Origin of the sequence: Curtobacterium sp. 1544, assembly GCF_040544915.1 — a bacterium.
GTDB classification, from domain to species: domain Bacteria; phylum Actinomycetota; class Actinomycetes; order Actinomycetales; family Microbacteriaceae; genus Curtobacterium; species Curtobacterium pusillum_C.
Genome location: NZ_JBEPKX010000004.1, coordinates 113,054 through 132,869 on the forward strand (window position 1 = coordinate 113,054; position 19,816 = coordinate 132,869).

General features: G+C 70.3%; 20 protein-coding genes. 9 read left to right on the forward strand and 11 right to left on the reverse strand.

The window, feature by feature from the left end; all coding sequences use genetic code 11:
- Window positions 1–46 precede the first annotated feature (46 nt).
- From pstA to ABIC61_RS04180, 7 genes are all read right to left on the reverse strand, one after another.
- On the reverse strand, window positions 47–1,132 hold the full coding sequence (gene pstA, locus ABIC61_RS04150; RefSeq protein WP_144753009.1) for a phosphate ABC transporter permease PstA: 1,086 nt from the start codon (window positions 1,130–1,132) through the stop codon (window positions 47–49).
- A 13-nt stretch (window positions 1,133–1,145) separates the two neighbouring features.
- A complete protein-coding gene (pstC, locus tag ABIC61_RS04155) occupies window positions 1,146–2,093 on the reverse strand; it encodes a phosphate ABC transporter permease subunit PstC (protein ID WP_354028918.1) in 948 nt (315 codons plus the stop codon).
- A 181-nt stretch (window positions 2,094–2,274) separates the two neighbouring features.
- Window positions 2,275–3,384, reverse strand: a complete 1,110-nt coding sequence (locus ABIC61_RS04160; protein WP_144753006.1) for a phosphate ABC transporter substrate-binding protein PstS — start codon at window positions 3,382–3,384, stop codon at window positions 2,275–2,277.
- Between the two features lie 265 nt (window positions 3,385–3,649).
- A complete protein-coding gene (locus tag ABIC61_RS04165; protein ID WP_354028919.1) occupies window positions 3,650–4,597 on the reverse strand; it encodes an NUDIX hydrolase in 948 nt (315 codons plus the stop codon).
- The gene (locus ABIC61_RS04170) at window positions 4,594–6,759 is read right to left on the reverse strand and encodes an RNA degradosome polyphosphate kinase (RefSeq protein WP_079237264.1); all 2,166 of its coding nucleotides are present in this window, start codon (window positions 6,757–6,759) and stop codon (window positions 4,594–4,596) included. Before ABIC61_RS04170 ends, ABIC61_RS04165 begins: the two co-directional genes overlap by 4 nt.
- 104 nt (window positions 6,760–6,863) lie before the next feature.
- Window positions 6,864–7,685 (reverse strand): mycothiol synthase, encoded by an 822-nt coding sequence (gene mshD / locus ABIC61_RS04175; protein WP_354028920.1) that lies wholly within the window; start codon window positions 7,683–7,685, stop codon window positions 6,864–6,866.
- Window positions 7,685–8,368, reverse strand: coding sequence for a response regulator transcription factor (locus ABIC61_RS04180; RefSeq protein WP_079237260.1), 684 nt, complete (start codon window positions 8,366–8,368; stop codon window positions 7,685–7,687). The genes mshD and ABIC61_RS04180 overlap by 1 nt, the downstream gene beginning before the upstream one ends.
- A 117-nt stretch (window positions 8,369–8,485) precedes the next feature.
- On the opposite strand from ABIC61_RS04180, the gene ABIC61_RS04185 reads away from it, so the two are divergent.
- The 3 genes from ABIC61_RS04185 (at window position 8,486) to ygfZ (ending at window position 10,681) form a co-directional block, all read left to right on the forward strand.
- Window positions 8,486–8,767, forward strand: coding sequence for a hypothetical protein (locus ABIC61_RS04185; protein WP_144752996.1), 282 nt, complete (start codon window positions 8,486–8,488; stop codon window positions 8,765–8,767).
- A gap of 244 nt (window positions 8,768–9,011) precedes the next feature.
- Window positions 9,012–9,614: a heme-binding beta-barrel domain-containing protein gene (locus ABIC61_RS04190; protein ID WP_079237258.1), complete on the forward strand. Its 603-nt coding sequence runs from the start codon at window positions 9,012–9,014 to the stop codon at window positions 9,612–9,614.
- Window positions 9,614–10,681 carry a CAF17-like 4Fe-4S cluster assembly/insertion protein YgfZ gene (gene ygfZ / locus ABIC61_RS04195; RefSeq protein ID WP_354028921.1) on the forward strand — a complete coding sequence of 356 codons (1,068 nt, stop codon included), beginning with the start codon at window positions 9,614–9,616 and terminating at the stop codon, window positions 10,679–10,681. Before ABIC61_RS04190 ends, ygfZ begins: the two co-directional genes overlap by 1 nt.
- Window positions 10,682–10,845: 164 nt before the next feature.
- On the opposite strand, the gene ABIC61_RS04200 is transcribed toward ygfZ, so the two are convergent.
- Window positions 10,846–11,619, reverse strand: coding sequence for a class I SAM-dependent methyltransferase (locus tag ABIC61_RS04200; protein ID WP_354028922.1), 774 nt, complete (start codon window positions 11,617–11,619; stop codon window positions 10,846–10,848).
- 44 nt (window positions 11,620–11,663) lie between these two features.
- Between ABIC61_RS04200 and ABIC61_RS04205 the strand changes: the two genes are divergently transcribed.
- Window positions 11,664–12,410 carry a phosphoglyceromutase gene (locus ABIC61_RS04205; protein WP_079237255.1) on the forward strand — a complete coding sequence of 249 codons (747 nt, stop codon included), beginning with the start codon at window positions 11,664–11,666 and terminating at the stop codon, window positions 12,408–12,410.
- A 186-nt stretch (window positions 12,411–12,596) separates the two neighbouring features.
- Here ABIC61_RS04205 and ABIC61_RS04210 read toward each other — a convergent pair whose 3' ends face one another.
- Both ABIC61_RS04210 and phoU read right to left on the reverse strand, forming a co-directional pair.
- The gene (locus tag ABIC61_RS04210) at window positions 12,597–13,145 is read right to left on the reverse strand and encodes a P-loop nucleotide/nucleoside kinase family protein (protein WP_354028923.1); all 549 of its coding nucleotides are present in this window, start codon (window positions 13,143–13,145) and stop codon (window positions 12,597–12,599) included.
- A gap of 46 nt (window positions 13,146–13,191) precedes the next feature.
- Window positions 13,192–13,860, reverse strand: a complete 669-nt coding sequence (gene phoU, locus ABIC61_RS04215; RefSeq protein ID WP_097181155.1) for a phosphate signaling complex protein PhoU — start codon at window positions 13,858–13,860, stop codon at window positions 13,192–13,194.
- A gap of 156 nt (window positions 13,861–14,016) precedes the next feature.
- Between phoU and ABIC61_RS04220 the strand changes: the two genes are divergently transcribed.
- Both ABIC61_RS04220 and ABIC61_RS04225 read left to right on the forward strand, forming a co-directional pair.
- Window positions 14,017–15,183 carry a sensor histidine kinase gene (locus ABIC61_RS04220; protein ID WP_144752981.1) on the forward strand — a complete coding sequence of 389 codons (1,167 nt, stop codon included), beginning with the start codon at window positions 14,017–14,019 and terminating at the stop codon, window positions 15,181–15,183.
- Entirely contained in the window at window positions 15,180–15,860 is a 681-nt protein-coding gene (locus ABIC61_RS04225) for a response regulator (protein ID WP_354028924.1), read from the forward strand. The genes ABIC61_RS04220 and ABIC61_RS04225 overlap by 4 nt, the downstream gene beginning before the upstream one ends.
- Before the next feature lie 129 nt (window positions 15,861–15,989).
- Here ABIC61_RS04225 and ABIC61_RS04230 read toward each other — a convergent pair whose 3' ends face one another.
- Window positions 15,990–16,499: a DNA modification methylase gene (locus tag ABIC61_RS04230; RefSeq protein ID WP_144752978.1), complete on the reverse strand. Its 510-nt coding sequence runs from the start codon at window positions 16,497–16,499 to the stop codon at window positions 15,990–15,992.
- A 158-nt stretch (window positions 16,500–16,657) separates the two neighbouring features.
- Between ABIC61_RS04230 and ABIC61_RS04235 the strand changes: the two genes are divergently transcribed.
- Genes ABIC61_RS04235 through cysS form a run of 3 tightly spaced genes read left to right on the forward strand, consistent with a single transcriptional unit; the run spans window position 16,658 to window position 19,799 of the window.
- On the forward strand, window positions 16,658–17,140 hold the full coding sequence (locus ABIC61_RS04235) for a CarD family transcriptional regulator (protein WP_017888066.1): 483 nt from the start codon (window positions 16,658–16,660) through the stop codon (window positions 17,138–17,140).
- A 49-nt stretch (window positions 17,141–17,189) separates the two neighbouring features.
- Window positions 17,190–18,371, forward strand: coding sequence for a 2-C-methyl-D-erythritol 2,4-cyclodiphosphate synthase (ispF, locus tag ABIC61_RS04240; RefSeq protein WP_354028925.1), 1,182 nt, complete (start codon window positions 17,190–17,192; stop codon window positions 18,369–18,371).
- A gap of 18 nt (window positions 18,372–18,389) precedes the next feature.
- Entirely contained in the window at window positions 18,390–19,799 is a 1,410-nt protein-coding gene (cysS, locus tag ABIC61_RS04245; protein ID WP_354028926.1) for a cysteine--tRNA ligase, read from the forward strand.
- Window positions 19,800–19,816: the final 17 nt, after the last annotated feature.

The window sequence follows — 19,816 nt, forward strand, 5'->3', positions numbered from 1 at the left end:
TGTGTTCCTTCGGGGTGGGTGGTGACGCTGGTCGCGGGTGGCGGCGCTAGCGGCTGAGCTTGGGGGCGAAGAGGCGGGTGATGAACCGGGCGAGCAGGTTGAGCAGCATCACGATGAGGATGAGCAACAGTGCCGCGGTCCAGGCCCGGTCGACGAACGGCACCGGGTTGGCGCCCTGCTGCGAGTACTGCGTGTACGCGAACACCGGCAGCGTCATCATCGGGTTCTTGAACAGGTCGTAGTTCATGCTCGCGGTGAACCCGGCCGTGACGAGCAGCGGTGCGGTCTCGCCGATGACGCGGGCGATGGAGAGCATCACGCCGGTGGTGATGCCGGCGAGGCTCGTCGGCAGGACGACCTTGAGGATGGTGAGGTACTTCGGCACGCCGAGGGCGTACGAGGCCTCGCGGAGCTCCATCGGGACGATCTTCAGGACCTCCTCGGTGGAGCGGACGACGATCGGGATCATCAGGACGCTCAGCGCGACCGAGCCGACGAGACCGAAGCGGGCACCCGGGCCGAGGAACAGCGCGAACAGCGAGTAGGCGAAGAGACCGGCGACGATCGACGGGATGCCCGTCATGACGTCCACGAAGAACGTGATGCCCTTCGCGAGCGCGCCCTTGCCGTACTCGACGAGGTAGATGGACGTCAGCAGCCCGATCGGCACCGAGATGAGCGCCGCGAACAGCGTGATCTCGAGCGTGCCGATCAGGGCGTGCAGTGCGCCACCGCCCTCGGAGATGACCCCGCGCATCGAGTACGAGAAGAACTCGGCGTCGAAGCGGGCCAGGCCGTCGGCGAGGACCGTGTACAGCAGCGAGACGAGCGGTAGGACGGCGATGACGAACGCGGTGATCACCAGGGAGGTGATGAGGCGGTCGACGGCCTTGCGGCCACCCTCGACGATGCGGGAGATCACGACGATGAGGACGTCGAACAGGACCGTGCCGAGGAAGAGCGCGGCGACGACGTTGAAGTCCTTGACCGCGCCGCCGGCGTTGAGCAGGGCGAAGACCAGGATCAGCGCGACCCAGGAGCCGACGAGGAGCAGCCACGGCACGGACTTGTGCAGCTTGCCGTTGGCGTAGACGTTGCCGGCGACGCCGGACTGACGGAGGGCGAGGGACATCGGGTCGTACCTCTCAGCTCACTCGCTTGCGGACGATGTACCGCGCGAGCATGTTGATGACCAGGGTGATGACGAAGAGGATCAGACCCGACGCGATCAGCGCGTTCAGGGCGGTGCCGGACGCCTCGGCGAACTGCAGGGCGATGTTCGCCGCGATCGTCGAGGGGTTCAGCGAGGTGAGCATCTGGAAGGTGACGTTCGTCGACACCGACAGCACCAGCGCGATCGCCATCGTCTCGCCGAGCGCGCGACCGAGGCCGAGCATGATCGCCGACACGATGCCGGACTTCGCGAACGGCAGGACCGACAGCCGGATCATCTCCCAGCGGGTCGCGCCGAGGGCCAGGGCGGCTTCCTCGTTGAGGCGCGGCGCCTGCAGGAAGATCTCGCGCATGACCGCGGTCATGATCGGGATCGCCATCACGGCGAGGACGATCGACGCGGTCAGGATCGTGCGGCCCGTGCCGGAGACCTGTCCGGAGAACAGCGGGAACCAACCGAGGTAGGTGTTGAGGAAGACGTAGAACGGCTTCACGAACGGCGCCAGCACGACGATGCCCCAGAGGCCGTAGACGACCGACGGCACCGCTGCCAGCAGGTCGATGACGTAGCCGAGGAGCGGGGCGATCCGCCGCGGCGCGTAGTGCGAGATGAAGAGCGCGATGCCGAGCGACAGCGGCACGGCGATCACGAGCGCGATGAGCGCGGACCAGACGGTGCCGAAGACGAGGGGGCCGACGTAGTCCCAGAAGTTCGCGGCCTGGTTCGGCAGGTCACCGACCTTCGCGCTGAACGCCGGGATGCTCTGCCAGACCAGGAAGGCCGCGACGAGCACGAGCACGAAGAGGATGAGCCCGCCGGCGATGACGGAGGCGGCGGAGAAGACCCGGTCGCCGATCCGGACGACGGGCTTCGGCTTGGGGGTGACGGGGGCCACTGGCTGGGCCGGTGCGGTCGTCATGGGACTCCTGTCGGAGGAACGCCGGGGGAGGCGTCGGGTGGGGGTGTCCGGTGGTGCTGCGTCCGCTCCAGCAGGCGAGCAGGACGGGCCGGTCGGCTGGTACGGCCCCGGCCGCCGGGACGGGCGAGGGCCCGGACGCCGGTCGATTGGGTGGGACCGGCGTCCGGGCGCTCAGGGTGCCTTACTTGATGGAGGCGACGGCCTTCGCGGCCTTCTCGGCGAGGTCGGTCGAGAGGGCGGCCGACTTGGCCTCCTTCGCGGCGGCGTCCTGCGCGTCCTTCGAGACGACGTAGTCGAGGTAGCCCTTCACGAGCTCACCCTTGTCGGCGTCCTTGTACTCCTGGCACGCGATGGCGTAGGAGACGAGCACGAGCGGCCATGCGCCGTCGGCGGTGTCCTCGCGGTTGATGTCGATCGCGAGGTCGTTGTCCTCACGGCCGGAGACCGTCTCGGAGTCCGCGACGACCTTGGCAGCACCCTCGGCGGAGATCTCGGTGGCCTTGTCGCCGACCATGAGCTTCGCCTTGTCGAGGTCACCGGCGCCGGAGTCGTCGATGTAGGTGATCGCGTTCGAGGCGCTGGCCATGGCCGAGGCCACGCCCGAGGTGCCCTTGGCGCTGTCGCCGACCTGGTACGGGAAGGTCTGGCTGGGGGCCTCGGTCCAGACGTCCTTGGCGTTCGCCGAGACGTACTCCGAGAAGTTCTGCGTGGTGCCCGAGTCGTCCGAGCGGTGCACGACCGTGATGTTCGAGTCCGGCAGGGTCGCGTCCTTGTTCAGGTCGGCGATCTGCGAGTCGTTCCACTTGGTGATCTTGCCGGAGAAGATGCCCGCGATGGTCTTCGCGTCGAGCGTGAGGTCCTTGACGCCGTCGACCTTGTAGGCGATCGCGATCGGGGAGATGTAGACCGGGATGTCGATGGCCTTCGAGTCCGCGGCGCACAGGCCGAAGGTGCCCGAGAGCTCCTCGTCCGACAGCGCTGCGTCGGAGCCGGCGAAGTCCGCGGCACCCGAGATGAAGTTCTTGCGGCCGGCGCCCGAACCGTCGGGCGAGTAGTTGACCGTCACGCCGGAGGCGACGTTCTGGAAGCCGGCGGCCCAGGTGGCCTCGGCGGTCTGCTGGGCGGACGAACCCGAACCGGTGAGCGTGCCGGAGAGCTTCGAGTAGTCGGTGCCCGAGCTGGAGGAGGAGGTCGCGGTGCTGCCCGCGTCCTCGTTCGCCGCGCACGAGGAGAGCACGACTGCGCCGGCGATCGCGATTGCCGCGACCGTGCCGATTCGCTTGATGTTCACAGGGGTCCCTTCGGGAATGTCAGTGCAGGTGGGACCGCTGCTGGTCCCGTGGGTCGGTGCCGACCCGGGAGCGACTGTAGGGACGCGAAGTGACGGGGATCACGCTCATCGGTGAACGGGAGGTGAACGAGGGGTTGTGTCCGACGGGGCGCCGTGCGCGGGCGCGCGGACGGGAGCAGGATCGGGAACGTCGTGCGCTGCGCAGACGCATGCATGCGCATGCGTTCACCCGGCCTGGAGGCGCGGCTCGCCCCCGGCGGTCGGCCTACGCCGAGACGGTGTTGCGGTGCGTCTCCACGGCGACGAGTCGACCGTCGGCGATGTGCATCACGGCGAAGTCCCCGACCGAGAGCATCGCGGCACGGCGGAGGTCGAACCGCCCGCGGTCGTCGGCCGTCGCGGTGGCGATCCGGGCGATGATGTCCGGCAGCACGGGGCCGTGCGAGCACAGGACGGTCGACTTCGCCTTCTCGAGGCGCTTCTGCACGACGCCCTTGACGTTGGCGGCACCGCGGTCGTGGGCGTCCTGGCTGATGTCCGGGGTGCTGGAGACCCCGAGGTGCGTGCGGTCGGACAGCGGCTCGACGGTCGCGAGGCACCGAGCCGCCGTGCTGCTGACGATCTTCTTCGGGCCGAAGGCGGCGACGGGCGACGCGACGGCCTTGGCCTGCGTGCGGCCGACCGGCAGGAGCGGACGGGTGGCGTCCGGGCCGTTCCAGTCCGAACCGGGCACCGTCTTGGCGTGCCGGAGCGCGATGAGGGCGAACGTGCGGTGCTCCCCGGCGGCGACGCGTTCGGCGAACCGGTCGAGGATCGCGACGTCGCGGTCGTACGTCAGCCGGTGTCGGGCGTCGTCGAGGGTGACCCACTCGACCGAGGCGACCTCGTCGTTCGGGCGGAACTTGCCCGCGCGCTCGTACTCCTTCGAGGGCACCCGGGCGGACCAGTAGTGCACCACCTTGTCGCGGCCGCTCGGCAGGACGTACTCCGCGGTGCCGAGCGGAGCGCCGAGGTGCACGCGGTAGCCGGTCTCCTCGTCGATCTCGCGCACGGCCGCCGTCGGGACGCCCTCGCCCGGGTCGACCTTGCCCTTCGGGAACGAGACGTCCTTGTGGTGGTCGCGGTGGATCAGCAGCACGAGCGGCACGCCGTCCCGTTCACGCCAGACGACGGCACCTGCTGCGACGACGGGTCCTGAGGAGCCGCCGCTCACCGAGTGGAGCGCTTCCGAGCCGAGATCTTCCGCATGAGGACATTCTGCACGTCGTCGAGGGGTCGTCCGTCGTCATCGGTCGAACGACGCGTCCACTCGCCGTCCGACTCGAGGTGCCACGAGCTCGTCGTGTCGGCCATCGCGAGGTCGAACATGTCCTGGACCTCGTTCACGTGGGCCGGGTCGGACAGCCGCACGAGCGCCTCGACGCGGCGGTCGAGGTTGCGGTGCATCATGTCCGCCGAGCCGATGAACACGGCCGGGTCGCCGTCGTTGTGGAACGCGAACGCACGCGAGTGCTCGAGGTACCGGCCGACGACGCTGCGCACGCGGATGGTGTCGCTGACGCCCTCCATGCCGGGCTTGAGGGAGCAGATGCCGCGCACCCAGACGTCCACCGGCACGCCGGCCTGACTCGCCAGGTAGAGCGCGTCGATGATCTGCTCGTCCACCATCGAGTTGACCTTGATGCGGATGCCCGAGGGCTTGCCGGCGCGGGCGTTGTCCGCCTCGGTCTGGATCCGCTTGAGCAGGCCCTTCCGCAGGTGCAGCGGCGCCACGAGCAGTCGCTTGAACTTCTTCTCGATCGCGTACCCGGACAGCTCGTTGAACAGACGCGTGAGGTCCTTGCCCACGGTGTCGTCCGACGTGAACAGGCCCATGTCCTCGTAGATGCGCGAGGTCTTCGGGTTGTAGTTGCCCGTGCCGATGTGGCTGTAGTGCTTGAGCGTGCCGCCCTCCTGCCGGATCACGAGCACCAGCTTCGAGTGCGTCTTCAGGCCCACCAGGCCGTAGACCACGTGCACGCCGGCCTTCTCGAGCTTGCGGGCCCACGTGATGTTGTTCTGCTCGTCGAAGCGCGCCTTGATCTCCACGAGCGCCAGGACCTGCTTGCCGGCGGCCGCGGCGTCGATCAGGGCCTCGACGATGGGGCTGTCACCGGAGGTGCGGTACAGGGTCTGCTTGATCGCGAGGACGTTCGGGTCGGCCGCGGCCTGCTCGAGGAACGCCTGGACGCTCGTCGCGAAGGACTCGTACGGGTGGTGCACGAGGACGTCCTTCGACGCGATCGCGCGGAAGAGGTCGGGCTTGGTGTTCGGCTCGCCCGGCTGGAACTGCACGGGGGTCGTCGGGACGTGCTTCGGGTAGTGCAGGTCGGGGCGGTTGATCTTCGCGATCTCGAACAGGCCGCCGAGGTCGAGCGGCGACGGCAGCCGGAAGACCTCCTGCTCGGTGATGTCGAGCTCGCGCACGAGCAGGTCGAGCGTCACCGGGTCCATGTCCTCGGTGATCTCGAGGCGGATCGGCGGACCGAACCGACGACGGAGCAGCTCGCGCTCGAGGGCCTGGATGAGGTTCTCGGCCTCGTCCTCCTCGATCTCGACGTCCTCGTTGCGGGTGACCCGGAACACGTGGTGCTCGAGGACCTCCATCCCCGGGAACAGGTCGTCGAGGTGGTTCGCGATGAGGTCTTCGAGCGGGATGAACCGCAGGCGCCCGGAGTTGTCGTCCGGCAGCTTGATGAACCGCGAGAAGTTCTGCGGCACCTTGAGGCGTGCGAACTCCTGCCGCTGCGACTTCGGGTTCCGGACACGCACCGCGAGGTTGAGCGACAGCCCGGAGATGTACGGGAACGGGTGCGCCGGGTCCACCGCGAGCGGCATGAGCACCGGGAAGATCTGCTCGTTGAAGTACTCACGCATCCGGAGCCGGTCGGCCTCGTCCAGGTCGGACCAGTGCTCGACGTGGATGCCGGCGGCGTCGAGGTCCGGCTTCAGCGACTCGATGAAGGCCTGCGCGTGGCGGTCCTGCAGCTCGTGCGCCTTCTTCGCGATGTCCCGCAGGACGTCGAGCGGCGCGCGGCCGACGTTCGTGGGAACGGCGATCCCGGTGTCGATGCGACGCTTCAGCCCGGCGACCCGGACCATGAAGAACTCGTCGAGGTTGGAAGCGAAGATCGCCAGGAAGTTCGCACGCTCGAGCAGGGGCTGCGTGCGGTCCTCACCGAGTTCGAGGACGCGCTGGTTGAACCGGAGCCAGCTGAGCTCACGGTCGAAGTAGCGGTCGGTGGGCAGCGACTCGTGCTCGATCTCGACGACCTCGTCGAAGTCGTCCAGGTCCGGTGCGACGGATTCGCCGTCGAGCTGCGGTTCGGTGTCCATGCCCACATCCTGCCACCCGGTCCCTGCGCCCGGAGGGCCCCACGTGGACGCTGTGGAAACGCGCGGTGAACGACCTGCTGTGGAGGAAGCGCCGTCGACCCGGATCAGGGCGCGGCGTACTGCACGTCGATCGCGTACTGCTCGAACCCGGACCGCCGGTACAGCGCGAGCGCGGGCTCGTTGTCGCCCTCGACGTACAGTGCCGCGGCGGTGAGTCCACGGCCGGTCAGCCGTGCGGTCCCCGCACGCATGAGCACGCCGCCGAGCCGTTGCCCCTGCAGGTCCGGGCGCACGGCCACGGCGTAGAACTCGCCGATCCCGTCCTCGACCTTGAGCCAGCACGACCCCGCGAGCTGTCCGTCGGGGTCGCGCAACAGGAGCAGGTCGTCGCCGGAGAACCAGTCGTCGGCCTCGCGGGCGCGGAGGTCCTCGAGGGTCATCCGGCCCTGCTCCGGGTGGTGCGCGAACGCCGCCGCGTTGAGGGCGAGCCAGTCGGCCTCGTCGCGCTCGTCGCCGGAGCGGAACGCCGACAGGGAGTACTCGTCCGGCACCGCCGGGTCCGGGGCGGCAGCGGCGATCGGTGCGCGGAGCTGCAGGAGCGTGCGGACGGCCGTCCAGCCGAACCGTGCCGCGAGCGCCCGCGCAGCGGGGTGGTCCCCGTGCGCCCACGCGAGTCGAGGAGCCGCGCCGACCACGGGGGCGGCCCCGCCGCCCGTGCCGAGCACCTGCGTGGCGAGGGTCGTGCCGAGGCCGCGGCCCCGTTCCTCCAGGCCGACCGCGAGTTCGACCTCACCGTCGCGCACCACGGCGACCCCGCGCTCGTCCCCGACGACGGTGGCGCGCCCAGCGCGCACGTCGATCAGCGTCTGGTCCGAGAACGGCGGCGCCTCGCCGGGGACGGCGAAGCGCGACAGGTCGACGGCCACTACTGCGCCGAGAGCCGGTCGGCCTCGTCGTCGTAGACGTTGAAGCGGTACCCGACGTTGCGGACGGTGCCGATGAGGGACTCGAGGTCGCCGAGCTTGGCGCGCAGGCGTCGCACGTGCACGTCGACCGTGCGGGTGCCGCCGAAGTAGTCGTAGCCCCAGACCTCGCTGAGGAGCTGCTCGCGGGTGAAGACCCGCGACGGGTGCGTGGCGAAGAAGCGGAGGAGCTCGAACTCCTTGAAGGTGAGGTCGAGCGGCCGGCCGCGGACCTTCGCCGAGTAGCTCGCCTCGTCGATGACCACACCGGACGCCTGGATCTTCGACCCGGTCTGGTTCTTCACCGCGCGTCCGGCGGTCAGGCGGATGCGGGCGTCGACCTCGGCGGGGCCGGCGGTCTCGAGCACGACGTCCTCGACGTTCCACTCGCTGTTCACCGCGGTGAGGCCACCCTCGGTGACGACCAGGATGATCGGCGTCGTCGACCCGCTCGTCGCGAGGATCTTGCAGAGGGCCTTGGCGCTCGCCAGGTCCGTACGGGCGTCCACGAACATCAGGTCGCTCTGCGGTGCGTTGACCAGCTGCGCTGCCTCGGCGGGCACGTGGCGGATCCGGTGGCTCAGCAGTCCGAGGCTCGGCAGGACGTCGCCGGGCGCGGCTGAGGTGAGTACCAGGAGCTGGGCCACAGGACCTCCAGTGGTGGGGGAGTCGTGCACACATCCTAGTGATGCTCGGGAAGTGTCCCTCCCGACCGGACGGTCGGGGCCACGCCCGCACCGGGCCCCTCTGTCATGATGGGGCGCGTGACCGAGCCCGTGCCGCCCACCGATCAACGTCGCCTCCGACTGACGTCCGTGCTGCCGGTGTGGCTGCTCGCGATCGTCGGTGCCGTGCTCGTCCTCACCCTGACGGAGAAGGACTCGTACGCCTGGCTCCTGCTCGTCTTCGTGCTCTGCGTGCTCGTCAGCTTCGTGCTGCAGCTCATCACGGCGACGAAGGACGGACTCGTCGAGCGGATCAGCATCGCGTCGTCCGGGGCGTTCGTCGTCGTGCTCGTCACCGCGGTGGTGCTCCTGGCGCGGTGACGCGCCGCCACTCGCCTGGCGCGGTGACGCGCCGCCACTCGCCTGGCGCGGTGACGCGCCGCCACTCGCCTGGTGCGGTGACGCGCCGCCACTCGCCTGGCGCCGTCAGGCGTGCCGCGTAGACTCGCACCATGGATTCGCTGCTTGCGCTCGAGCTCTTCTACGTCGGCCTCCTCGGCCTGGCGTCGCTCGCGATCGCGTTCGTCTCGGTGACCGTCGTCGTGAAGCTGTTCAAGGGTCAGCGTTGATCGAACTGCCCGAGGGCCTCGCCCCCGAACTCGTCCCCCTGTCCTGGCTCGTCGGCGTCTGGGAGGGCACCGGCGTGGTCGAGTACCCCGTGGGCGACGAAGAGGAACCCCGGAACTACGAGTTCGGCCAGCGCGTGAGCTTCAGCCACGACGGCCTGCCCTACCTGAACTACTCGTCCACGACGTGGCTGCTCGACGACGAGCACACCCCGCTCGCGGCCGAGATGGGGTACTGGCGGATCGATCGTCCGTCCGAGCCCGGTGACCGCGGTCCGGCGATGCTCCTCGGCGAGGGGCCGACACCGTTCAGCACGGTCGAGAGCGTCGAGGCACTGCGCAACACCACGGACGGCTTCGACGTCGAAGCGGCGATCATCCACCCGACGGGCGTCAACGAGCTCTACGTGGGTCGGGTCCGCAAGGGCCGGATCGACCTCGCGACGGACGCCGTGATGCGCTCGCCGAACGCGAAGGACTACTCCGCGGCGACCCGGCTGTACGGCTTGGTCGAGGGCAAGCTCTTCTGGGCGTGGGACATCGCAGCGCTCGGCAAGGAGCTCACCTCGCACGCCTCGGGGCAGCTCGCGAAGGTCGACTGATGTCGGCGTTCGCCGGCCGTGACGGCTTCGTCGGGACCGATGCCGGTCCCGCCGCCCACTTCGGGAACCCGCTCGGCGAACAGCGCCTGCTCGCACGCGGCCGCGCCGTCGTCGAGCTCGGCCTGGGCGTCGTCACGGTGTCGGGGCCGGACCGCCTGTCGTGGCTGAACTCGATCACGTCGCAGCTGCTGCTCGGCCTCGGCACGGGTGTGAGCACCGAGACGCTCGTGCTCGACCAGTCGGGTCGCGTCGAGCACGCCGCCCGCGTCGTCGACGACGGTTCGGTCGCGTGGCTCCTGACCGAGCCCGCTGACGCGGCACCGCTCGCGGCCTGGCTCGACTCGATGCGCTTCATGCTGCGGGTCGAGGTCGCCGACCGGTCGGCGGACTTCGCGACGATCGGTCGCTTCGGCTCGGCGGTACTCGCCGACGACACGGTCGTCGAGTGGGTCGACCCGTGGGCGTCCGTCACGCCCGGCGGATGGGGCTACGCCGACCTGGAGGCCCACCCCGGCTCCGACTGGACCCTCCGCATCGCCGTGGTCACCCCCGGCACCGCGGCAGCGATCGCCGCGTCGGACGTGCCCGCCGCGGGACTCCTCGCCTACGAGGCACTCCGGATCGCCGCCTGGCGTCCGTCGCTCTCCGACGTCGACGAGCGCACGATCCCGCACGAACTCGACTGGCTCCGCTCCGCCGTGCACCTGACGAAGGGCTGCTACCGGGGGCAGGAGACCGTCGCCAAGGTCCACAACCTCGGGCACCCGCCGCGCCGCGTCGTGCTGCTGCACCTGGACGGGTCGGACGGTGTGCTCCCGGCACCGGGGACGCCCGTCGTGCTCGACGACAAGGAAGTGGGACGGCTCTCGGCGTCGGGGCTGCACCACGAGCTCGGGCCGATCGGCCTCGCGGTCGTGAAGCGCTCCCTCGACCCGACGGCCACGCTGACCCTGACCGCCGACGACGTGGTCGTGGCCGCGACGCAGGAGGTCATCGTGCCGCCCGGCGCCGGGGCGACCGCGAACGTGCCGCGCCTGCCACGGCTCGGGGCCGTCCGCCGCTCGTAGCGCAGCTGAGCCGGGCGCGGCCGACCCGCCGGTCGATCGCGCCCCGCAACGGACATTGCGCCCCGTTGCAACGGGGCGCAATGTCCGTCAGAGGGCGCGATGCGTCATGCGCCGGCCCGGCTCAACGGGCCCCGCGTGCTCGTGAGCCGTGAGGCGGCCGCCGGTCAGGCCGGGGCGACCGCGGCCCACGGGACGCTGAGCTCGCCGAGGCGCCACCGTGTCACCCCGTGCAGCACCGGCCAGCCCCGGTCGCGCATGCCCCGGACCGCCGCGATCCACCGCTGCCGCGGTCCGTACGTGCCGAGCGGCGCCGCGACCGCCCACGCCAGGTCGAGGTCGCGCAGGAACGCGTGCACCCGCTCGCCGGGGACGTTCCGGTGGATGAGGGCCTTGGGCAGTCGTTCCGCGACGATCGACGGCAGGTCGAGCCCGGCGAGCCGCAGCGACACCGTGAAGATCTGCGGCGCCCGGTCGTCGAGCGTGATCCAGGACGCCACCCGCCCGACCTCGTTGCAGGTCCCCTCGACGAGCGCACCGCCGGGCTGCAGTCGGTCCTGCATGATCCGCCAGGCGCCCTCGACCTCGGACTCGTCGTACTGCCGCAGCACGTTGAACGCCCGGATGACGACCGGCCGGCGGTTCCCGGGCGTCGGGGTCTCGAAGCCGCCGAGCCGGAACGTCACCCCGTCGCGGGTGCCGGCGTTCGCGAGCGCCACCCGGGCCGGTTCGATCTCGATCCCGGTGACCTCGACGTCCGCCCGCACCCGAGCCAGCCGGTCCCGGAGCTCGAGTGTCGTCGTCGGTGAGGCCCCGTAGCCGACGTCGGCCACGAGCGGGTCCTCGGTCCGGCGGAGCACCGGGAGCGTGGCGATCCACCGGTCGACACGGCGGAGCCGGTTGTACCCGGTGGTCCCGCGCGTGACGTTCCCGATGGGCATGCAGACCAGGCTACGGCGTGGAGCACGCTCGGTAGACTCGGGGCATGACCTCCACGCTCGTCCTGCTCCGTCACGGCAACAGTGACTGGAACCAGAAGAACCTGTTCACCGGTTGGGTCGACGTCCGACTCAGCGAGCTGGGCGAGAAGGAGGCGAAGCGCGCCGGCGAGCTCATCAGCGAGTCGGGCATCGTCCCGGACGTCCTGTACACGTCGCTGCTCACCCGCGCGATCCAGACGGCCGACATCGCCCTGCTCGAGGCGGACCTCGCCTGGCTGCCGGTGAAGCGCGACTGGCGTCTCAACGAGCGCCACTACGGCGACCTGCAGGGCAAGGACAAGGCCCAGACGCTCGAGCAGTACGGCGAGCAGCAGTTCATGGAGTGGCGTCGTTCGTTCGACGTGCCGCCGCCCCCCATCGCCGACGACGCCGAGTGGTCGCAGTTCGGGGACCGCCGCTACGCAGACCTCGGCGACCAGCTGCCCCGCACGGAGTCGCTCAAGCTCGTGATCGACCGTCTGCTGCCGTACTGGGAGTCGGACATCACGAAGGACCTCGGCGCGGGCAAGACCGTCCTCGTCACGGCGCACGGCAACTCGCTGCGGGCGCTCGTGAAGCACCTCGACGGGATCTCCGACGACGACATCGCCGGCCTGAACATCCCGACGGGCATCCCGCTGGTGTACGAGCTCGACGACGAGTTCCGCCCGACGAAGCCCTCGTACTACCTCGACCCCGAAGCTGCCGCTGCCGGTGCCGCCGCCGTGGCCGCGCAGGGCGCCAAGAAGTAGGCCCGAACCGACGAACGCCCCGCCTGGTCACCAGGCGGGGCGTTCGTGCGTCGGGCCGGGGTTCGCGAGGGCGACAGTCTGCCGCGAGCGTTCCGTCGACTCCTGTCGCTCTGCCGGGAGGAACGGATCACCGCATCGACGAAGTGTCGCTTCGGCGCGGTGGTCGGCTTCTCGAGCCGCGGTGCGTCACACGAAGTGCGAAGCGATCTCCTGCACCAGGGCGCCGACGTCGTACGGCTTCGTGGTGTCCACCCGCACGACTGCGGTCCCGGGCAGGCCGATCGGTTCCGCGGTCGCCCCGTGCTCGTCCCAGAACGACAGGATGTCGGCGAGGTCCCCGTGCACCTCGTGCCGCACCGGCAGCGTGCCCGGCTCGTACCGATCGCGCAGCCGCTCCTCGGCGGTGGCCCGGTCGACGTGGCACCACACCTCGACGACGCGCGGCGACCCTGCGGAGGCGAGCCCTGCCTCCAGGAGGTCACGGTCGCGCGACGGCAGCCAGACGGCGTCGAGGACGACCCCGTTCTCCACGGCCCGCGCCATCGACCACATCGTCTCCATCGCGATGCCGCCGAGCGGACGCGAGGCGATCATCGGTCCGACGATGTCGGCGAGGGGCTCCTTGATCCGGTCCTTCGACAGGAACGGGCAGCCGAGCACCTCGGCGAGGGCCGCACCGATCGTGCTCTTGCCGGAACCGGGCATGCCGTTGACGATGATCGCGACCTGGGCCATGCCACGATCCTCCCAGACGGGAACCGACCGAGCGGCTCGAGCCGGGTCAGACCGCCGCGGTCGTGGTGGACGCGCCCGTCCAGTCGCCCGTCGCCAGGTACTCGACCTTCTTGGCGATCGACACCGCGTGGTCCGCGAAGCGCTCGTGGTACCGGGAGGCCAGGGTCGCGTCGACGGTGTCGATCGGGTTGCCCTTCCACGTCTCGCCGAGCACGAAGTCGAAGACGCTGGCGTGCAGCTCGTCGACGGCGTCGTCCTCGTCGCGGATCTCGGCCGAGAGCGTGATGTCCTCGGTGGCGAGCAGGCGGGTGAGCTTCTGCGCCATCGCGACGTCGTGCGCACCCATCTTCTTGAAGGTGCCGCGCAGGCCCTTCGGCACGACCTTCTCGGGGAAGCGCTGGCGGGCGAGCTGCGCGATGTGCTCGGCCATGTCGCCCATGCGCTCGAGCGAGGAGCTGACACGGAGTGCGGTGACGACGACGCGGAGGTCGCGGGCAACCGGCGCCTGGCGGGCCAGGATGTCGATGGCGATCTCGTCGAGGCTGTTCGCCGCCTCGTCGATCTTGGCGTCGTCGGCGATCACCTCCTCGGCGAGGGCGACGTCGGAGTCGCTGAAGGCCTGCGTGGCCCGGGTGATGGCGGACTCGACGAGCCCGGCGATCTCGGTCAGTCGCTCCTGGACGTCCTGGAGTTCCTGCTGGAAGACTTCGCGCATGGGGGAGTACCTCTCTCTGCGTACCGGTCGAGTGTCGTCAGGTCAGGTGAACGAACGGTGACGTGCGGTTGAACGCTTCGCGATCCTCCGGCGGGATCGCCCCGGACGGGGGTGAACGGGGTCCGAACCCCGCGTGACCATCCCTACACTGACGGCATGGACAACGCGTGGCTCGTGCCACTGTCGATGCTCCTCGGCGGGGTCTTCGGCGCGGGCGTCGTGGTGCTGATCATCACCGCCGAGCGCACGGCTCGTGCAGCAGACGTCGCCGAGCGCACCCTGCCGGACGGCGTCGCCGCGGTCATCGCCACGATGCACAACCCGGCCGTGGTGGTCGACCCGTCGAACACCGTCGTGGCCGCGTCCCCGCAGGCACTGACGGTGGGGCTCGTGGTGCGGCGGAAGCTCGTGCACCGGGAGCTCGCCGACCTCGTCGACCGGGTGCGCAAGAGCGGTGAGATGGGGGCGGAGGACCTCGAGCTGCCCCGCGGTCGGGGTAGTGACCAGATCGGCTACCTGAGCTTCCGGGCCGCGCAGCTCGGCAACCGGTACGTCCTCGTCACCGCGGACGACCTCACCGAGAGCAAGCGCATCGACGAGGTCCGACGGGACTTCGTCGCGAACATCTCGCACGAGCTGAAGACCCCGATCGGCGCCATCGGCCTGTTGTCCGAGACCCTCGTCGCCGCGGCGGACGAACCCCAGCACGTGCGGAAGTTCGCGGCGCAGCTCGTCACCGAGTCCGAGCGGCTGGCGGCGCTGACGAAGGACATCATCGAGCTCTCCCGCCTGCAGTCCGTCGACGCGCTCGAGAACAGCGAGGAGACGTCGATCGACCGCATCGTGCAGGCCGCGGTCGACGCGAACGAGATCGTCGCCCGGGCACGGGACATCGAGCTGGTGCGGGCGAAGAAGTCGAAGCTCCGCGTGATGGGTGACCCCGGGCTGCTGCAGATCGCGGTGTCGAACCTCATCGCGAACGCGGTGAAGTACTCCCCGGACGGCACCCGCGTCGGCGTGGGCGTCCGGTCCGCCAAGGGCTTCGTCGAGATCGCCGTCACCGACCAGGGCGTCGGCATCCCCGAGGCCGACCTCGACCGGGTGTTCGAACGCTTCTACCGCGTCGACCCCGCCCGCTCCCGTGCCACCGGCGGCACCGGGCTGGGCCTCGCGATCGTCAAGCACGTGGTGGGCAACCACGGCGGCGACGTCCGCGTGTGGTCGCAACCCGGCAAGGGCTCGACCTTCACCATCCGTCTCCCCGAGGCGGACACCGAACTGACCACAGCACTCGAAGAGCAACTGGAAGAGCAGCAATCGTGACCAAGATCCTCATCGTCGACGACGAGCCGGCCCTGAGTGAGCCCCTGGAGTTCCTGCTGCAGCGCGAGGGGTACGACACCTCCGTCGCTGCGGACGGCGTGACCGCGCTGTCGAAGTTCGACGCGGAGAACCCCGACCTGGTGCTGCTCGACCTGATGCTGCCGGGGCTGTCCGGCACAGAGGTCTGCCGGCAGATCCGGACCCGCTCGAACATCCCGATCATCATGCTGACGGCGAAGGACTCCGAGGTGGACATCGTCGTCGGGCTGGAGCTCGGCGCCGACGACTACGTGACGAAGCCGTACTCGACCCGCGAGCTCCTGGCGCGCATCCGTGCCGTGCTCCGGCGTCGCACCGAGGACGACCCGGCGGACAGCGGGATCCTGCAGGTCGGAGGCATCCGGATGGACGTCGAGCGGCACACCGTGCAGGTGGACGGCTCCGAGACGCCGATGCCGCTCAAGGAGTTCGAGCTCCTCGAGCTGCTCCTCCGGAACGCCGGGCGCGTGCTCACCCGCGGGCAGCTCATCGACCGGGTCTGGGGGTCGGACTACTTCGGTGACACGAAGACGCTCGACGTGCACATCAAGCGCATCCGGTCGAAGATCGAGCGCGTCCCGAGCGCTCCGGAGATCCTCGTGACCGTCCGGGGGCTCGGCTACCGCATCGAGGGCTGACGCGCCGGGCCGCGGCCTGCGGGTCGCGCCGTGCACACGCGTCGCGCCCCGCGCGCAGCGCAACCGACTGGAGGCCCGGTGCGAGTCCATGGGACTCGCACCGGGCCTCCAGTCGGAAGCGGCTGGTACCTACGGGTTGATCGGGACGTCCGTCGGCGACTCGGCCGGGAGGGTGACCTCCGACGTCGGCGTCGCGGTGGGCGCGAGCGTCGCGTACTCCTCCTGCGAGCTGGTGAGCACCGGCACGCTGGCGGAGACGCCCTCGGCGCCCGAGTACGAGAAGTAGACCTTGACGAGCGCGCCGGGCTTGGCGTCCGCACCGTCGAAGTCGAGCGTGTCGTGCTTCGCGTCGTTGGCGAGGTCGACGTGGCCGCTGGCCGGGACCTCGACGGTCTCGGTGTCGCCGCCGATCTCGACGGACACGGTGATGTCGTCCGACTCGTCGTTGTTCACGAGCGTGCCGATGAAGCGGGCGCCCTCGCCGTCGTCGGAGATGAGCAGCGCGTTGCGGACGTCGATCTTGCCCGTCGACACGTTCACACCGTCGGTGATCTGCTTGATCTCCGTGGTCTGTGCGGGCGACATGAACTCGCAGCCGGTGGCGCCGAGCGCGATGGTTGCCGCAACGGCGACGGACACGAGTACCCGAGCTCGCAAGAGATTCCTCCGGAAGATCACGATGTGGACCGGACGGTCCGACGACCATCCTACCGATCGGCGGGCGTGCCAGGTGTTAGGTGCCCCTTACCCGAAAACTGCTTGTGGTAAACTGGGTGTCTCGGAACGGAGCCTGATACATGCAATTCGAGGTCGGCGAGACCGTGGTCTACCCCCATCACGGGGCGGCAACCATCTCTGAAGTGAAGACGCGCGTCATCAAGGGCGAGGAAAAGGTCTACCTGAAGCTGCGGGTCACCCAGGGTGACCTGACGATCGAGGTGCCGGCGGACAACGTCGACCTGGTCGGTGTCCGCGACGTGATCGGCAAGGAGGGACTCGACAAGGTGTTCGAGGTCCTGCGTGCTCCGTTCACCGAGGAGCCCACGAACTGGTCCCGCCGGTACAAGGCGAACCTCGAGAAGCTCGCGTCGGGTGACGTCATCAAGGTGTCCGAGGTCGTCCGCGACCTCTGGCGTCGCGACCAGGACCGCGGGCTCTCCGCGGGGGAGAAGCGGATGCTCGCCAAGGCGCGGCAGATCCTCATCTCCGAGCTGGCGCTGGCTGAGAAGACCGACGAGGACAAGGCATCGACCGTCCTCGACGAGGTCCTCGCCTCCTGAGCGCACCGAACCACTGAACACGACCTCGACCGTTCTGTTCCCCGAAGGGGTGGACAGGGCGGTCGTCGTCGTTGCGGCCGGGTCCGGCACGCGACTGGGCATCGGCACGGCGAAGGCGTTCGTCCCCGTGGCCGGCACGCTCATGCTCGCGCGGGCGCTCGAGCCGCTGTTCGCCCTGGCGTCGCCGACGCTCGTCGTCGTGGTCGCGCCCGCTGCGTTGCTCGACGACTGTCGACAGGTGGTCGCCTCGGTCGCCGGGGCTGCGGTCGCGTACACGGCGGTGGTGCCGGGAGGCACGGATCGCCACGGCTCGGTCGAGGCCGGCCTGGCAGCCCTGCCGGACTCCGTCACCTCGGTCCTGGTGCACGACGCCGCTCGGTGCCTGACGCCGACGGTGCAGTTCGACCGGGTCTTCGATGCGGTCGCCGCGTCGCTCGCCGACGGGTCGCCTGCTGGGTTCGTCCCGGCGTTGCCCGTCACGGACACGGTCAAGCGCGTCGACGGGGACGTCGTCGTCGAGACCGTCGACCGTGCGGCACTCGTCGGGGTGCAGACGCCCCAGGGGTTCCCGCTCGCCGCGCTCCGGCAGGCGTACGCGGTGTCGTCGCAGTCCGAGACCGACGACGCGGGGGTGTTCCAGGCGGCGGGCGGCACGGTGCACTCCGTCCCGGGCGACGCCGACGCCTTCAAGATCACCACCCCGTGGGACCTGGGACGGGCGGAGTCGATCGTCCGCGCGCGGTCCGGTTCCTCCGCTCCGCCGGACACGCGGGTCGGCCTCGGCGTCGACGTGCACGCCTTCGACGAGGCCGCTCCGTGCCGGGTCGGGCTGCTCGACTTCCCGGGCGAGGCCGGTCTCTCCGGCCACAGCGACGGGGACGCCGTCGCGCACGCGGTGTGCGACGCCCTGCTCTCGGCGGGTGGCCTCGGCGACATCGGCGGGACGTTCGGTACGTCGGACCCCGCGTACGCCGGTGCGGCTGGCGATGTCTTCGTCCGGGGCGCGGTCGGTCTCCTCGCTGAAGCGGGCATGGTCCCGGTGTCCGTCACCGTGCAGGTGATCGGCAACCGCCCGCGGATCGGTGCCCGCCGGACCGAGATGCAGGACGCCCTCGCGGCCGTCGTGGGTGCTCCCGTCGCCGTCTCCGGCACGACGACCGACGGCCTCGGCTTCACCGGCCGCGGTGAAGGGCTCGCCGCGATCGCAACAGCCGTCGTCCGGGCGTCCTGACGTCCTAGGCTTGGGGGCGTGACCGTTCGCCTCTACGACTCCCGCGCCGCAGCCGTCGTCGACCTCGTCCCGCTGGTCGACGGACACGTGAGCATGTACGTCTGCGGGCCGACGGTGCAGTCGTCGCCGCACATCGGTCACCTCCGCTCCGCGCTCGTCTACGACGTCTGGCGCCGCTGGCTGAGCCACCGCGGGTACCGGGTCACGCTCGTGCGGAACGTCACCGACATCGACGACAAGGTGCTCGACCTGGCCGCCGGCACCGACGAGGAGTGGTTCGCGCGCGCGTACCGCGTCGAGCTCGAGTTCACCGCGGCGTACACCGCGCTCGGCATCCTGCCCCCGACCTACGAGCCGCGTGCGACCGCCAGCGTGCCGCAGATGCACGACATCATCGAGCGGCTCATCGAGCGGGGCCACGCCTACGCTGCGGCCGACGGCTCCGGCGACGTCTACTTCGACACCGGCAGCTGGGACTCGTACGGCGCGTTGACCCACCAGCGGCGTGAGGACATGGTCGAGGCTGCCGACGCCGACCCCCGCGGCAAGCGCGACCCCCGCGACTTCGCGCTCTGGAAGGGCGCCAAGCCCGGTGAGCCGTCGACCGCGAACTGGGACTCGCCCTGGGGCCCCGGCCGTCCGGGCTGGCACATCGAGTGCTCGGCGATGTCCCGGCGCTACCTCGGCCCGGCGTTCGACATCCACGGCGGCGGACTCGACCTCCGCTTCCCGCACCACGAGAACGAGCTCGCGCAGTCGACCGCCGCCGGGGACCCGTTCGCCTCGTACTGGCTGCACAACGGCCTGGTCTCGGTCGACGGGCAGAAGATGTCGAAGTCGCTCGGCAACTCGGTCTTCGCCGCGGACATGCTCGGCTCCGCCCGCCCGATCGTCGTCCGGTACGCGCTCGGCGCCGCCCACTACCGCTCCACGATCGACCACCACGACGGCTCCCTCGCCGAGGCCGAGGCGGCGCTCGACCGGATCGCCGGCTTCCTCGCACGTGCCCAGACCCGGCTCGAAGGGGTCTCGCTGACCGACGCCCCGGGGGTGCCCGACGCGTTCGCGGCGGCCATGGACGACGACCTCTCGGTGCCCCAGGCGCTCGCCGTGCTGCACGAGACCGTCCGCGCGGGGAACGCCGCCCTGGACACCGACGATGCGGAAGCGGTCGGAACCGCGTACCATCAGGTGGCCGCGATGGTCGAGGTGCTCGGCATCGACCCGCGGGCCGACCACTGGTCCGGCGGTGGCCACGACGCATCGGCCGCACCACTCGCAGCCCTCGTCGAACGCCTCGTGCAGGAGCGTTCCGACGCCAGGGCGGCACGCGACTTCGCCACGGCCGACCGTGTGCGCGACGATCTCGCATCCGCGGGCATCACCATCGAAGACACCGCAGCTGGTACACGCTGGAGCATCGCCTGACAACGGCAGTGCCGGAC